Here is a 14,960-nt window from a genome sequence, read left to right on the forward strand (position 1 = left end):
CCGCGCGGCTCAGGCCGGCAGCGGGCGGGTTTGGGTCGGGCTGCCGGTAGCCGGCGCGCTCGGCAGGCGAGTCAGGCGCAGGGCATTGAGCACCACCGTCAGCGAACTGATCGACATGCCGACCGCCGCCCACACCGGAGTAATCCAGCCGAGGGCAGCGAACGGCAACATGAGGCCATTGTACAGCGCCGCCCACAGCAGGTTTTCGATGATTACCCGGCGCGTGCGTCGCGCCAGCGTGAAGGCTTGTACGAGGGCGTCGAGACGGTTGGACAACAACACCGCATCGGCGCTGGTTTTCGCCAGATCGGTGGCCGAGCCCATGGCCACGCTGATGTCCGCCGCAGCCAGCACTGGCACGTCGTTGACGCCGTCACCGAGCATCAGCACCTTGCGCCCTTGCTTGTGCAGTTGTTGCAACACTTGCAGTTTGTCATCGGGGCGCAGACCGCCCCGGGCCTCGTCGATGCCCAGTTCGGCGGCGACACTGGCGACCATGGGTGAACTGTCGCCGGACAACAGCAAGGTACGCCAGCCCCGTGCTTTGCAGGCCGCGAGCAGGGCCGGAGCGTCGTCACGCAGGCGATCGTCAAGCACCAGCCACGCCAGCGGCCCGTGGGTGTCGGCGAGCAACAGCCATTGTCCGGCTTCTTCAGGCATTGACGGCAACGCCGCGCCGCTCAACGCGCAGGCAAACGACGCCTGACCGATGCGCAAACGGCGCTCGCCGACGACCCCTTCAAGGCCCAGGCCCGGGGTGCTGTGCACGTCCTCGGCGGCCAGCGGCGCACGACCGAACGCGCGGGCGATCGGGTGCTCCGAACGGTTTTCCAGCGCGGCGGCAAGGCTCAGGCATTGCTCGCTGTCGAGCGCGCCGAGCGGGCGGATCGAGCGCAGCACCAAGCGACCTTCTGTGAGCGTGCCAGTCTTGTCGAAGATCACCGTGTCGATCTGGTTCAAGCCTTCCAGCACGTGCCCACGTGTCAGCAGCAGCCCGAGTTTGTGCAGCGTGCCGGTGGCGGCGGTGAGGGCGGTCGGCGTCGCCAATGACAGCGCGCACGGGCAGGTCGCCACCAGCATGGCGAGGACGATCCAGAACGCCCGTGAGGGATCCAGCTGCCACCACAGCAGGCCGATCACTGCGGCCGCGATCAGCGACAGCAGCAAAAACCATTGCGCGGCGCGGTCAGCGATTTCCGCCAGACGCGGTTTCTCCGCCTGAGCGCGATCAAGCAGGCGCACGATCGCGGAGAGACGCGTGTCCTGCCCCAGCGCCTGCACTTGCACGGTCAATGCGCCTTCGACATTGAGGGTGCCGGCGGTGACTGCATCGCCCAGTGTGCGCGGTTGCGGCAGGTATTCACCGGTCAGCAGCGATTCATCGATGCTCGACTGGCCGTCGATGATCTTGCCGTCAGCCGGCAGAATCGAGCCCGGCTGCACCAGAATCCGCTCGCCCACACGCAACTCGCTGAGCAGGATGCGTTCGCTCTGACCGTCGCTATCCAGGCGCAGGCACGAGGCCGGCAACAGGTTGACCAGTTGCGCAGTGGCGGCAGCGGTGCGTTCGCGGGCGCGGCGTTCCAGATAGCGCCCGGCCAAAAGAAACAGGGCGAACATGCCGACCGCATCGAAGTACAGCTCGCCGACCCCGGTGATCGATGTCCATATTCCGGCGATGTAAGCGCTGCCGATCGCCAGTGAAACAGAAACGTCCATGGTCAGGTGGCGGGTACGCAAATCGCGCATCGCCCCTTTGAAGAACGGCGCGCAGCTGTAGAACACGATGGGTGTGGTCAGAAACAGCGCGACCCAGCGCAGGATCGTGTGCAGCTCGGGGCTGAGGTCGATGTTGAATTCCGGCCACGTCGCCATCGTCGCCATCATCGCCTGAAACCACAGCAAACCGGCGACGCCGAGTTGGCGCAGGGCCAGGCGATTCTCGCTGGCCAGTTGTTCGCTGGCGCGGTCGGCTTGATAGGGGTGGGCGGCGTAACCGATGTGGCGCAGTTCGGCGAGGACCTGGCTCAGCGGTAATTGCGCATCGGCCCATCGCACATACAAGCGATGGTTGGACAGGTTCAGTCGCGCTTCGGAGACGGCGGGCAGAGTGCGCAGATGCTTTTCGATCAGCCAGCCGCAAGCGGCGCAACTGATGCCTTCCATCAATAAGGTGGTTTCGGCCAGGTCGCCCTCGTGGCGGACGAAAGGTTGCTGCACGTCGGCGCGATCGTACAGCGCCAGTTCATCGCTCAGTTGCACCGGCAGCGCTTCGGGGTTGGCCGAAGCTTCGCTGCGATGCTGGTAATAGCTTTCCAGGCCACCGGCGACGATGGCTTCGGCCACCGCCTGACAGCCCGGGCAGCAGAACTCGCGTGCCTGCCCGAGGACGACAGCGGTGAAGCGGCTGCCCGACGGGACGGGCAGGGCGCAGTGGTAGCAGGGGAGCGGAGTGGTCATGGTGCGCGTTCCGATGATCGTTCCCACGCTCCGCGTGGGAATGCCTTCCCGGACGCTCCGCGTCCGCTTCGGCTGGGACGCAAAGCGTCCCTGGCTGCGTTCCCACGCAGAGCGTGGGAACGATCAGAGTAAGGCTTATTTTTTCAGGTCTTCCGCACCCTGCAATGGCTCATCACCCAGCAGCAGATCCTTGTCATGGCTGACCAGTTCTTCTTCAAACATGCGCCACACGTGCTCGTCCTGGCTGCCAAGCAACTCGACAAACCGCCGGCCTTCGACCTTGTCGCTCAATTGGCCAATGTAGCGCCCGGTCTCGCTTTCACTGCGGGTCAGAACAATCTTGCGATCCTTCTCCGGCTGGGTCGGCGAGATCAGGTTCAGTTCCAGGGTTTGCGGCAGGCTGTCACCGCTCAAACGCAGGTCGACTTCGCCAGTCATATCGTCCAGATGCACCGCCGCGCGCAGTTTCAGGTTCTGTGCGAGCAATTCACGGTCCAGTGAACGGTTGATGCCTTTGCCCGCTTCGTAATAGTTGTCGTTGACCAGGTTGTCCGGGTTGTTCACCGCGATGGTCACCATGGACAGGGTCAAGGCCACCGAGCAGGCCAGAATCGCGATGATGATCCACGGCCAGAGGTGCTTGTACCAGGGACTTGCGGCGTTTGCAGCGGGCATGTTCAAAATTCTCTCAACGGATTTGTGGGCCGATGAATCGGCTCTTGGCTTCAACGTGGACGCTGTCGTCATCGGCGTCCTTGAGGATGAATTTCACCTCGTTGGTGCTCGATGGCAGTTGTTCCGGTGCGCTGGACAACTCGACCGGCATGCTGACGATGTCGCCGGCGGCAACCTTGATCTCGCGTTTGCCTTGCAGGCGCAGGTCGGGCAGGCCCTCGGCTTGCAGCACGTAGGTGTGGTCGCGCTGATCCTTGTTCATGATCTTCAGGCTGTAGACGTTTTCGATCCGGCCTTCGGCGTTTTCGCGGTACAGCACGCGATCCTTGCTGACGTCGAAACCGACCAGCGAACGCATGAAGAACGCGGCGACCAACAGGCTGATCATCGCCAATAACACCACGGCGTAACCAATCAGGCGCGGCCGCAGTTTATGGGTTTTCTGCCCCGACAGGTTGTGCTCGGTGGTGTAGCTGATCAGCCCGCGCGGATAATCCATCTTGTCCATGATGCTGTCGCAGGCGTCGATGCAGGCGGCGCAGCCAATGCACTCGATCTGCAGGCCATCGCGGATGTCGATGCCAGTCGGGCAGACCTGAACGCACATCGTGCAGTCGATGCAGTCGCCAAGGCCGAGCGCCTTGTAGTCGATGCCTTTCTTGCGCGGCCCACGGCTTTCGCCACGGCGCGGGTCGTAGGAAACGATCAGCGTGTCCTTGTCGAACATCACGCTCTGAAAGCGCGCATACGGACACATGTAGATGCACACCTGCTCACGCAACCAACCGGCATTGCCGTACGTGGCGAGGGTGAAAAAACCGACCCAGAAATACGACCAGCCATCGGCCTGGCCCGTGAAGAATTCGATGACCAGTTCGCGGATAGGTGAGAAGTAGCCGACGAAGGTCATGCCGGTGACAAAACCGATCAGCAGCCACAGCGAATGCTTGGCCAGTTTGCGCAGGAATTTGTTGGCGCTCATCGGCGCCTTGTCGAGCTTGATGCGCTGATTGCGGTCGCCTTCGGTGACCTTCTCGCACCACATGAAAATCCACGTCCACACGCTTTGCGGGCAGGTATAGCCGCACCAGACACGCCCGGCGTAGACAGTGATGAAGAACAGGCCGAACGCGGCAATGATCAACAGTCCCGAGAGCAGGATGAAATCCTGTGGCCAGAAGGTCGCGCCGAAGATGAAGAACTTGCGCTCCGGCAGGTTCCACCAAACGGCCTGATGACCGCCCCAGTTCAGCCACACCGTGCCGAAATACAACAGAAACAACGCCGAGCCGCCGAGCATCCGCAGATTGCGGAACAGACCGGTGAAGGCACGGGTGTAGATTTTTTCTCGTGAGGCATAAAGATCGACGCTGTTGTTCGCGTTCTTGCTTGGCGGCGTGACGTCATGTACCGGAATCTGATTGCTCATCATTGCATCCCACGGCAGTGGAAAAATGCCTCGGTCGATACGTGCCAACCAAGGTCAAAAAAGGCTGTTGCAGTGGCCCGATGATACGCCTGTCGCTCCGGCTCAAGGGTGCGACCTTTGGTCGCGTTGGGGAAAAAACCTGAATGGTGTAGCGAATGCAGCAAAGCATGACACAGGTCAATTGACTATAGACGACGGCTGCTGCTCGCATCGTCTGTGCATTCGCTGCAGGAAAACCCTTTCAAACAGTCATCAGGACAGCTAGCTGCTGTGTGCAAACACCGATGGTTCATATAAGCCTGTATCAAAATATGCAATACGGTAGTTCGCTTAAGTCAATAGCGCGTCTGGTGTGAAATATAAGTTATTAATGTTCGGTTTGTCTGGTGGGTTGATTGTTGTAGTTTGAATCGCCGGTCAATGTTGGTCGGTTTTATTTTTAATGAGAGGGATCTCTTATGTTATGTAAAAAGTTTGTAGGCGCGTGCTCGCTATTGATTGTTCTGTTGGCGACGACTGCCTACGGCCGAGACGAATACTCACCCAACCATATGATCTTCACTTCCGATCCACAATTTCCATGGACCGAAAGTTCTGATTATGGCTGGGATGAGTCATCTTCGGAACGGGACAAACTCTCGCGCTGGCTGATTGAAAGCCAGTATTCTGACGTGGCGAATTTTCGACGAAACTTCCATCAGTATATCGAGCGGATCCCGGTGACGATCAACGGTGACATGACTGCATTTGGGCATGGCTCGGAACGTTCCACGGTAAAGGAAATTCTCGATCGGCAACTTGGCGGAGTCTACGACTACGGTCTCGGTAATCATGACTACCAGAACAACATCAATGATTGCAGTTTTCCCGAAAACAACTGTGCCGCCGGCAGCATCACGGACTTGAAAGAACGCTATTGGGGCAAGGTCGACACCTTTGATCTGGCACTGAGAGATGAAAAAGGCAGAAAAACCTTTTATGGCAGTCTTGCCTATTCGAAAAATTATGGCGATGTGCATCTGGTGCAATTGAATAACGAACCGACTTATTCAGTGCGGTTCTCTTCCGGATTTCCATTGTTCAAAGTCGATTACGAAATTTCCGATGCCCTTGACTGGCTGGAGAAAGATTTGAAAGTGGCTCGTGAGAAAGGTCAGATCATCATTCTGAACATGCACAAGCCTGATCGCTGGGCCGGCACCAGCGAGCAAGTGGATCGATTCCGGGCGATGATCGAGAAGTACGCCGTGACCGCAGTGTTCGCAGGGCACTTGCACAACAGCCCCGGCGGCTACTACCGCAATTCGGACAGTTTCGGCAGTGTCCCGGTGTATCTCAGCGGCGGCGCGTCGAATCAGACCTACTTGATCACCGAATTCGCCGCAGATCGCAAGACGATGAACGTGCATCAGGTTAACGCCAACAATTGGCCAAGCCGTAAATTGATCGCGACTGTCGATGTTAGAAAGGAGTAACGAAAAAGGCCCCGCCAATCGAAATTGGCGAGGCCTTTCTGGTATCGAGCGTTGGCCTTATTCAGCGTTCGCTTCGGGTGCTTTTTCGCCATGGGACAAGCTGTAAACATACGCCGCCAGCAGATGCACCTTGTCGTTGCCCTGCAGTTGTTCCTGCGCCGGCATCTGGCCCTGGCGGCCGTAACGGATGGTCTGCTGCAGTTGCGCGAAGCTTGAGCCGTAGATGAATGCGCCCGGATGGGTCAGGTCAGGCGCGCCCATGGCCGGGGTGCCTTTGCCGGCAGGGCCGTGGCAGGCCACGCAGTTGGCCGCGAACAGTTTCTGCCCGTTGGCCGGATCGGCTTTGGTGCCTTCCGGCAGTTTGCGTCCGTCGAGGTTGGTCACCACGAAGGCCGCCACGTCGGCCACGCCTTGCTCGCCGATCACTTCCGCCCAGGCCGGCATCACCGCGTGGCGGCCGCCCATGATGGTGGTCTTGATGGTTTCCGGCTCGCCGCCCCAGCGCCAGTCAGCATCGGTCAGGTTGGGGAAGCCGTAGGCGCCCTTGGCGTCGGAGCCGTGGCACACCGAGCAGTTGGAGGCGAACAGGCGACCGCCCATTTTCAGTGCTTGCGGATCCTTGGCGACTTCTTCAATCGGCATGGCGGCGAACTTGGCGAAAATCGGTCCGAAGCGGGCGTCCGAACGTGCCATTTCCTTTTCCCATTCGTGCACGCCGGTCCAGCCGGTCTGGCCGTTGGCGAATGCGGTCTGCTTTTCGTTATCCAGATAGTTGTAACCCGGCAACAGACCTTTCCAGTTGCCCAGGCCCGGATACAGCACCAGATAACCCAAGGCGAAAATGATCGTGCCAACGAACAGCATGAACCACCATTTCGGCAGCGGGTTGTCGTACTCCTCGATCCCGTCGAAGGAGTGGCCGACCGTCTCGTCCGTCTGTTCGCTGCGCTGGCCCTTGCGGGTCGACAGCAACAGCCAGGTCAGCGCGAAGATCGTACCGAGACTGAGGACTGTGACGTACAGACTCCAGAATGTAGTCATTCTTTGTTACTCCTAGAAGCTTGCTCGACGTGCTTGATGGCTTCGGGATCATCCGCAAAAGGCAACAGGGTCGCGTCTTCAAACTCCGACTTGCGCTTGGGGCTGAATACCCACAAGGCCAGACCGATGAAGGCCACCATCACGACAACGGTGCCCAGGCCTCGAATCATCCCGATATCCATCAGATTCACCGTTTGCTTTTGATGATGGTGCCCAGGCCTTGCAGATAGGCCACCAGCGCGTCCATTTCGGTTTTGCCCTTCACGGCATCCTGTGCACCGGCGATGTCTTCGTCGGTGTAGGGGACGCCGAGAGTGCGCAACACTTCCATTTTTTTCGCGGTTTCCTTGCCGTCGAGCTTGTTTTCCACGAGGAACGGATAAGCCGGCATTTTCGACTCGGGCACCACGTTGCGCGGGTTGTACAAGTGCGCACGTTGCCAGTCATCGGAGTAACGACCGCCCACTCGGGCCAGGTCCGGCCCGGTACGTTTGGAACCCCACAGGAACGGGTGGTCCCAGACGCTTTCACCGGCAACCGAGTAGTGGCCATAGCGTTCGGTTTCAGCGCGGAACGGACGGATCATCTGCGAGTGGCAGCCGACACAACCGTTGGCGATGTAGACGTCGCGGCCTTCCAGTTCCAGCGCCGAGCGCGGCTTCATGCCCTCGACCGGCTTGTTGGTGACGTCCTGGAAGAACAGCGGAACGATCTGGGCCAGGCCACCGACGCTGACGGCGATGACCATGAAGAAGGCCAGCAGGCCAATATTCTTCTCGACAGCTTCATGCTTCATCAGTGAGCTCCAACGACGGCAATCTTGGCGGCGGCTTCGGCTTCAACCGGATCCGACGCGCGTACGGTGCGGTACACGTTGTAAGCCATCAGCAGCATGCCGCTGGCAAAGAACGCCCCGCCCAGCGCACGGACAATGAAGCCCGGGTGGCTGGCCTGCAGCGCTTCGACGAACGAGTAGGTGAGGGTGCCGTCATCGTTAATTGCACGCCACATCAGGCCCTGGGTGATGCCGTTGACCCACATCGAAGCGATGTACAGCACGGTGCCAATGGTGGCGAGCCAGAAGTGCGCGTTGATCAGACCGGTGCTGTGCATCTGCGCACGGCCGAACAGTTTAGGAATCATGTGGTAGATCGCGCCGATCGAGATCATGGCTACCCAGCCGAGAGCGCCGGCGTGTACGTGGCCGATGGTCCAGTCAGTGTAGTGCGAGAGCGAGTTGACGGTCTTGATCGCCATCATCGGACCTTCGAAGGTCGACATGCCGTAGAACGCCAGCGATACCACGAGGAAACGCAGGATCGGGTCGGTGCGCAACTTATGCCAGGCGCCCGAGAGGGTCATCATGCCGTTGATCATGCCGCCCCAGCTTGGCGCCAGGAGGATGATCGACATCGCCATGCCCAGCGACTGCGCCCAGTCCGGCAGGGCGGTGTAGTGCAGGTGGTGCGGGCCGGCCCAGATGTACAGGGTGATCAGCGCCCAGAAGTGCACGATCGACAGACGATAGGAATAGATCGGGCGTTCGGCCTGCTTCGGCACGAAGTAGTACATCATCCCGAGGAAACCGGTGGTCAGGAAGAAACCCACCGCGTTGTGGCCGTACCACCACTGGATCATCGCGTCAGTGGCGCCGGAGTACGCCGAATACGACTTGAACAGGCTGACCGGCAGCGACATGTGGTTGACGATGTGCAGCATCGCGGTCACGACAATGAACGCGCCGTAGAACCAGTTGCCGACATAGATGTGCTTGGTTTTGCGCTTGGTGATGGTGCCGAAGAACACCAGACCGTAGGTGACCCAGACAATCGCCAGCAAAATCGCGATCGGCCATTCCAGCTCGGCGTATTCCTTGGTGGTGGTGTAACCCAGCGGCAAGGTGATGATGGCGCCGACGATCACCGCTTGCCAGCCCCAGAAGGTGAAGGCCGCGAGGCTGTCGGAAATCAGTCGCGTCTGGCAGGTTCGCTGCACGACATAGTAGGAAGTGGCGAACAGTGCACAACCACCGAAGGCAAAAATCACCAGGTTTGTGTGCAACGGGCGCAAGCGTCCAAAGCTCGTCCACGGCAGACCGAAGTTCAGTTCCGGCCAGACCAGTTGCGAGGCGATGAAGACACCGAGCCCCATGCCAAGGATCCCCCAGACCACCGTCATGATGGCGAACTGGCGGACTACCTTATAGTTATAAGCAGTCGGACTGATTGCTGTGCTCATTCTAAGGTTCCACGGTTTGGGTATTTTTATAGGGATAAAATCGGCCGCAAGTATGTATAAAGCAGGGGGTCATTGCAACGCGCCATGACCTGGGTCAATGCTTTCCAACGCTGATTCTGCGGCCTTTCCATGTGCCGCGTAGGGTCAAAAATGGCCTGTGAAAAAATGTCGCAGTGAACGAAAAAAGCGCGGGGTCCGGATCGCCGTCACCGGTGCCTGTACACAGGTCGTGATCGGGGGGTTAAGGGCAATCGGCGCAACAGCCGTTAACTGCCTGCCTTTGCGGCGAATCCATTAACCGGTTCATGGCGCGCATCGTTCGGGATTGATCTGAAAACCGACTTCAGCCGGTCCGCTTCGATGAAGCGTAGACCCGAATCCGGGGTTCCGAAAGGAGAGGTTGCAAGGGGTGCGACAATGCGTCGCAAGGGGGCGGGAAACTGCCGCGACAAAAAAGTCACGGCAGTTGTGTGTTCATTATCTACTTCGTTATGTCTTCAGTTACGAGTTTTTCTGTATTCAATACATGGCTGAGGCTGTAGACATAAGCGGCAAGCAGCTGCACTTTGTCATTGCCCAGCAGCTCGTTCTGCGCTGGCATATGTCCTTGGCGTCCATGGCGTATTGTCTGCTCCAGTTGGGTCAGACTGGTGCCATAAATGAAGCCGGCCGGGTGGGTGAGGTTTGGCGCGCCCATGGCCGGGGTGCCTTGGCCCGTGGCACCGTGGCAAGCCACACACGTGGTGCTGAACGCTTGCTGCCCGGCTTGCAGATCCGCTTTGCTGTCGGCAGGCAGGGGCAGGCCGGCCAGCTCGTGACGCACGTAGGCTGCAACGTTTTTCACCCCGGCCTCACCGAGTACTTCGCCCCACGCCGGCATCGCCGCCATCCGCCCGCCCATGATGGTGGTCTTGATCGTCTCGGCCTCACCGCCCCAGCGCCAGTCGCTGTCGGTGAGATTAGGGAAGCCGAATGCGCCCTTGGCATCCGAGCCGTGGCACACCGAGCAATTGGACGCGAACAGACGGCCGCCCATTTTCAAAGCCTGTGGATCCTTGGCCACTTCTTCCAGCGGCATGGCGGCAAACTTGGCGAAGATCGGGCCGAAACGGGCGTCAGCCTTGTTCATTTCCTTTTCCCACTCGTGCACGCCGGTCCAGCCATCTTCGTAGCCGGGCAGGATCCCTTTCCAGTTGCCCAGGCCCGGATACAGAATCAGATAGCCCACCGAGAACACCAGCGTGCCGGCGAACAGCATGAACCACCACTGCGGCAGCGGGTTGTCGTATTCCTCGATGCCATCGAAGCTGTGGCCCATGGTCTGGTCGACGCTGCCCTTGGTCTCGCCCCGGCGGGTGCCGATCAGCAGCCAGGTCAGGCCGATCAGGCTGCCAATGGTCAGTACGCAGATCCACGTACTCCAGAAGGTGGTCATGGCCGGGTACTCCTTGTTTCAGAGGCGGGGTTTGTGTCGGGTAGTGGTTCGTCGGCGAACGGCAGCAGACGTGCTTCGGCGAACTCCGGGGTGCGCTTGCGGTTGAACACCCACAAGGTCAGGCCGACGAACGCGACGAACACCACGACCGTGCCGAGGCCGCGGATCAGGCCTGCACTCATTTCAATGACCATGGCTCACCTCTTGCTCTTGATCGCAGTGCCAAGCACTTGCAGGTAGGCGACGAGGGCGTCCATTTCGGTCTTGCCCTTGAGGCTGGCGACCGCGCCGCTGATGTCGTCGTCGGTGTACGGCACGCCGAGGGTGCGCATGGTTTTCAGCTTGGTTTCGGTATGGCTGCTGTCGACCGCTTGCGTGACCAGCCACGGATAGGCCGGCATCTTCGATTCCGGCACGACGTTGCGCGGGTTGTACAAGTGCGCGCGATGCCAATCATCCGAGTAGCGCGCGCCGACCCGGGCGAGGTCTGGCCCAGTACGTTTCGAGCCCCACAGGAATGGATGATCCCAGACGCTTTCGCCGGCTACCGAGTAGTGCCCATAGCGTTCGGTTTCGGCGCGGAAGGGGCGGATCATCTGCGAGTGGCAACCGACGCAGCCTTCGCGGATATAGATGTCGCGGCCTTCCAGTTGCAGCGCGGTGTAGGGCTTCATGCCTTCCACCGGTTTGTTGGTGACGTCCTGGAAGAACAGCGGGACGATCTGGGTCAGGCCGCCGATGCTCACGGCGAACACCATCAACAGCATCAACAGGCCGACGTTCTTTTCAATCGTTTCGTGTTTCATGGCGAACTCCTCAGGCCATCTGCGCGGCAGCGACGACTTCGGCAGGCTGCGAGGCCCGCACGGTGCGCCAGGTGTTGTAAGCCATCAGCAACATGCCGCTCAGGAAAATCGCCCCGCCGATCAGTCGCACGACAAAGCCCGGGTGGCTGGCCACCAGGGTTTCAACGAAGGAGTAAGTCAGCGTGCCGTCCTCGTTGACCGCGCGCCACATCAGGCCCTGGGCGATGCCGTTGACCCACATCGACGCGATGTAGAGCACGGTGCCGATGGTCGCGAGCCAGAAATGCGCGTTGATCAACCCGATGCTGTGCATCTGCGCTTTGCCGAAGATTTTCGGGATCATGTGGTACAGCGCGCCGATGGAAATCATCGCCACCCAGCCGAGCGCGCCGGCGTGAACATGGCCGATGGTCCAGTCGGTGTAGTGGGAGAGGGCGTTTACCGTCTTGATGGCCATCATCGGGCCTTCGAAGGTCGACATGCCGTAGAACGCCAGCGACACCACAAGGAAACGCAGGATCGGGTCGCTGCGCAACTTATGCCAGGCACCCGAGAGGGTCATCATGCCGTTGATCATGCCGCCCCAGCTCGGCGCCAGCAGAATCAGCGACATCACCATGCCCAGCGACTGCGCCCAGTCCGGCAGGGCGGTGTAGTGCAGGTGGTGCGGGCCGGCCCAGATGTACAGGGTGATCAACGCCCAGAAGTGCACGATCGACAAGCGATACGAATACACCGGACGCTCGGCCTGCTTCGGCACGAAGTAATACATCATGCCGAGGAAGCCGGCGGTGAGGAAAAAGCCCACGGCGTTGTGGCCGTACCACCACTGCACCATCGCGTCGGTCGCGCCGGCGTACAGCGAGTAGGACTTGGTGAAACTCACCGGCAATTCAAGGTTGTTGACGATGTGCAGAATCGCCACGGTGATGATGAACGCGCCGAAAAACCAGTTACCGACATAAATGTGTTTGGTCTTGCGCTGCATGATCGTGCCGAAGAACACGATCGCGTAGGCGACCCAGACGATGGTGATCAGAATGTCGATCGGCCACTCCAGCTCGGCGTATTCCTTGGAACTGGTGTAACCCAGCGGCAGGCTGATCGCCGCCAGCAGGATCACCAGTTGCCAGCCCCAGAAGCAGAACGCGGCGATTTTTGGTGCAAACAACTGCGTCTGGCAGGTGCGTTGCACCGAGTAGAACGAACTGGCGAACAGCGCACAGCCACCAAAGGCGAAGATCACCGCGTTGGTGTGCAGCGGGCGCAGACGGCCGAAACTGGTCCAGGGCAAATCGAAGTTGAGCTGCGGCCAGACCAATTGCGCCGCGAGAAAAACCCCGAGGCCCATGCCGACGATGCCCCACACCACCGTCATAATGGCGAATTGGCGGACCACCTTGTAGTTGTAGGCGGTACTGATAGAAGTGTTCATGGTTCCCCATCCACGGTTCAGCCGAAGTGAGCGCGCGCAAACCGCGCGAATCCTTCGCCTGGAGTTATAGGCAGACTAAAAGCGAGGCAAGCATGGACAAACAGCACAAGGCCAGTATTGACGGGGATCAATGGGCGCAGTGTGTGCTCGATCATGGGTGGCTTTGGAATGCGGCGTCGGGCGAGGCTTCGGCGACGTTGATCCTCGCCCACGGTGCTGGGGCGCCAATGGACAGTGACTGGATGAATGACATGGCTGGGCGCCTTGCCGGGCTTGGGGTCAACGTGTTGCGCTTTGAGTTTCCGTATATGGCGCAGCGGCGGGTGGACGGTGTTAAACGTCCGCCGAATCCTGCGCCGAAACTGCTGGATTGCTGGCGGGAGGTGTTTGCGCTTGTGCGGCGTCATGTCGCTGGGGTTTTGGCGATTGGCGGGAAGTCGATGGGCGGGCGGATGGCGAGTCTGGTGGCGGATGAGCTGGGGGTGGATGCGTTGGTGTGTCTGGGGTACCCGTTTTATGCGGTGGGCAAGCCGGAGAAACCGCGGGTTGAACATTTGGCTTCGCTGCGCACGCGGGCGTTGATTGTGCAGGGGGAGCGGGATGCTCTGGGGAATCGCGAGGCGGTTGCGGCTTACAGCTTGTCACCGAGTATTGAGGTGATGTGGCTGGCGGCTGGCGATCATGATTTGAAGCCGCTCAAGGCTTCCGGGTTTACGCATGCGGATCATTTGGATAGTGCTGCGCGGGAGGTGGCTTTGTTTTTGCGGTGAGGGGTGGGGGCATATCCGTTGCTTCGGGAGCTGCGGCTGGCGGTTTCGCTTGACGGCGACTTAGTTTTTTACAAGCGCCCGGAATGCCGGCCCAGAAAAAAAGTAAGCAAGAAACGCTAGCTCCTACGTTCGGCCCTCGCAGGCTCGGGTCCCTTCGCTGCGGGATCGATCCGGGCGCAGCGGCTCCGGTGCGCTGCGCTGCACCTCCTTGCGCTGTGTACGACTGCGTCGAACGGTCGCTGCGCTCCCACGCCCGGATCAATCCCTCCACTCAGCCTTCCGGCGTCGCCGGTGGATCAAGATCAAAAGCACTCGAGCTAACACTCATCGTTGTAGGAGCTGCCGAAGGCTGCGATCTTTTGATTTTGCTTTTCTGTGGAAGCGAGCCTGCTCGCGAAAGCTCTCTTCCAGACGACCTCAAACCACCAGCCCGTCAGAGGCAATGCCTGCACTTAAACACCATCAAATAACCCCGTTTAAACTACACGATTCGTTACGCCATCCCGGCTACAACTCCTCGCGCCGTTGCCTACGCGTACGCCAGAATCCGCCGGCTTACGCGGCCATGAGGTTGGCTATATCGTTTCTCGGTCACTGACAGAAAGTAGTGATCGGGTTTGGTAGCCCGTCTGTAATGGCCGTATGTCTACGCCTTAATACCGTCCTTTTTTGGGGGCTCGGTTTATATGGTGGTCATGCGTGGGGCTCGTTCGCGGGCGCCGGGTTCCTATTACAGCCGGTCTACCAACCCGCGTATGGCCGCCACCCTCGTTTTGTTCAAAGTAACCCCCAACCCGCCAATCCCCCACGACCCCGCGTTCGATCCGCAAAAAGTCCAGGAAGCCACCGACCGCGCCCTCGATTACTACCTCAAACCTGAAGACCTGGCAGCCCCGCCAAGTTCGCCAAAATATCGCCCGGTCTATGTTGTCGATCCCACGCTGGATGACGAAACCCTGTTGGTCGAGGCTTGCGAGTCGCTTTCATACGCGCATGCCATGGCCGGTAATATCGCCAACTCAATAGGCGGCCCGGAACGCAAACCACTGCTGGCGCTGCAACAGGTGATCATGCTCAACGAACTGTTGGTCAATCGACTGCTGGATAAGCTGAAGTTGCCTCAATAATCGCGTTGGTTGTTATGGCCCCTTCGCGAGCAGGCTCGCGATGGCGGCTTGCCAGACACCAAAAATTCC

The 14,960-nt window shown here is 59.7% G+C and carries 14 protein-coding genes; 3 read left to right on the forward strand and 11 right to left on the reverse strand.

The window, feature by feature from the left end:
- Positions 1 to 9: 9 nt before the first annotated feature.
- The 3 genes from ACP7D9_RS25430 to ccoG all read right to left on the reverse strand — a co-directional run bounded on the left by ACP7D9_RS25430 (position 10) and on the right by ccoG (position 4,564).
- Positions 10 to 2,460 carry a heavy metal translocating P-type ATPase gene (locus ACP7D9_RS25430; RefSeq protein ID WP_426159962.1) on the reverse strand — a complete coding sequence of 817 codons (2,451 nt, stop codon included), beginning with the start codon at positions 2,458 to 2,460 and terminating at the stop codon, positions 10 to 12.
- A 135-nt stretch (positions 2,461 to 2,595) separates the two neighbouring features.
- Complete coding sequence (locus ACP7D9_RS25435) at positions 2,596 to 3,135, reverse strand: FixH family protein (RefSeq protein ID WP_101157375.1); 540 nt, start codon at positions 3,133 to 3,135, stop codon at positions 2,596 to 2,598.
- 13 nt (positions 3,136 to 3,148) lie between these two features.
- Complete coding sequence (ccoG, locus tag ACP7D9_RS25440; protein ID WP_426159963.1) at positions 3,149 to 4,564, reverse strand: cytochrome c oxidase accessory protein CcoG; 1,416 nt, start codon at positions 4,562 to 4,564, stop codon at positions 3,149 to 3,151.
- A 506-nt stretch (positions 4,565 to 5,070) separates the two neighbouring features.
- Here ccoG and ACP7D9_RS25445 point away from each other — a divergent pair.
- On the forward strand, positions 5,071 to 6,039 hold the full coding sequence (locus ACP7D9_RS25445) for a metallophosphoesterase family protein (protein WP_426159964.1): 969 nt from the start codon (positions 5,071 to 5,073) through the stop codon (positions 6,037 to 6,039).
- A 57-nt stretch (positions 6,040 to 6,096) separates the two neighbouring features.
- Here ACP7D9_RS25445 and ccoP (ACP7D9_RS25450) read toward each other — a convergent pair whose 3' ends face one another.
- From ccoP (ACP7D9_RS25450) to ccoN (ACP7D9_RS25485), 8 genes are all read right to left on the reverse strand, one after another.
- A complete protein-coding gene (ccoP, locus tag ACP7D9_RS25450) occupies positions 6,097 to 7,080 on the reverse strand; it encodes a cytochrome-c oxidase, cbb3-type subunit III (protein ID WP_101157381.1) in 984 nt (327 codons plus the stop codon).
- Positions 7,077 to 7,262, reverse strand: a complete 186-nt coding sequence (locus tag ACP7D9_RS25455; RefSeq protein ID WP_003175465.1) for a CcoQ/FixQ family Cbb3-type cytochrome c oxidase assembly chaperone — start codon at positions 7,260 to 7,262, stop codon at positions 7,077 to 7,079. Before ACP7D9_RS25455 ends, ccoP (ACP7D9_RS25450) begins: the two co-directional genes overlap by 4 nt.
- 5 nt (positions 7,263 to 7,267) lie before the next feature.
- A complete protein-coding gene (ccoO, locus tag ACP7D9_RS25460) occupies positions 7,268 to 7,876 on the reverse strand; it encodes a cytochrome-c oxidase, cbb3-type subunit II (protein WP_426159965.1) in 609 nt (202 codons plus the stop codon).
- Positions 7,876 to 9,318 carry a cytochrome-c oxidase, cbb3-type subunit I gene (gene ccoN, locus ACP7D9_RS25465; RefSeq protein ID WP_024012334.1) on the reverse strand — a complete coding sequence of 481 codons (1,443 nt, stop codon included), beginning with the start codon at positions 9,316 to 9,318 and terminating at the stop codon, positions 7,876 to 7,878. The genes ccoO (ACP7D9_RS25460) and ccoN (ACP7D9_RS25465) overlap by 1 nt, the downstream gene beginning before the upstream one ends.
- A gap of 481 nt (positions 9,319 to 9,799) precedes the next feature.
- On the reverse strand, positions 9,800 to 10,753 hold the full coding sequence (gene ccoP, locus ACP7D9_RS25470) for a cytochrome-c oxidase, cbb3-type subunit III (protein WP_426159966.1): 954 nt from the start codon (positions 10,751 to 10,753) through the stop codon (positions 9,800 to 9,802).
- A complete protein-coding gene (locus ACP7D9_RS25475) occupies positions 10,750 to 10,947 on the reverse strand; it encodes a cbb3-type cytochrome oxidase subunit 3 (RefSeq protein ID WP_101157385.1) in 198 nt (65 codons plus the stop codon). Before ACP7D9_RS25475 ends, ccoP (ACP7D9_RS25470) begins: the two co-directional genes overlap by 4 nt.
- 3 nt (positions 10,948 to 10,950) lie before the next feature.
- Complete coding sequence (gene ccoO / locus ACP7D9_RS25480; RefSeq protein WP_090282591.1) at positions 10,951 to 11,559, reverse strand: cytochrome-c oxidase, cbb3-type subunit II; 609 nt, start codon at positions 11,557 to 11,559, stop codon at positions 10,951 to 10,953.
- Positions 11,560 to 11,569: 10 nt separating this feature from the next.
- Positions 11,570 to 12,994 (reverse strand): cytochrome-c oxidase, cbb3-type subunit I, encoded by a 1,425-nt coding sequence (gene ccoN / locus ACP7D9_RS25485; RefSeq protein WP_426159967.1) that lies wholly within the window; start codon positions 12,992 to 12,994, stop codon positions 11,570 to 11,572.
- A 92-nt stretch (positions 12,995 to 13,086) separates the two neighbouring features.
- On the opposite strand from ccoN (ACP7D9_RS25485), the gene ACP7D9_RS25490 reads away from it, so the two are divergent.
- Entirely contained in the window at positions 13,087 to 13,764 is a 678-nt protein-coding gene (locus tag ACP7D9_RS25490; RefSeq protein WP_426159968.1) for an alpha/beta family hydrolase, read from the forward strand.
- Positions 13,765 to 14,537: 773 nt separating this feature from the next.
- A complete protein-coding gene (locus ACP7D9_RS25495; RefSeq protein WP_101157391.1) occupies positions 14,538 to 14,891 on the forward strand; it encodes a DUF6124 family protein in 354 nt (117 codons plus the stop codon).
- Positions 14,892 to 14,960: the final 69 nt, after the last annotated feature.

The sequence above is a fragment of the Pseudomonas sp. TSRC2-2 genome (assembly GCF_049897785.1).
In the GTDB taxonomy this organism is placed as follows: Bacteria; Pseudomonadota; Gammaproteobacteria; order Pseudomonadales; family Pseudomonadaceae; genus Aquipseudomonas.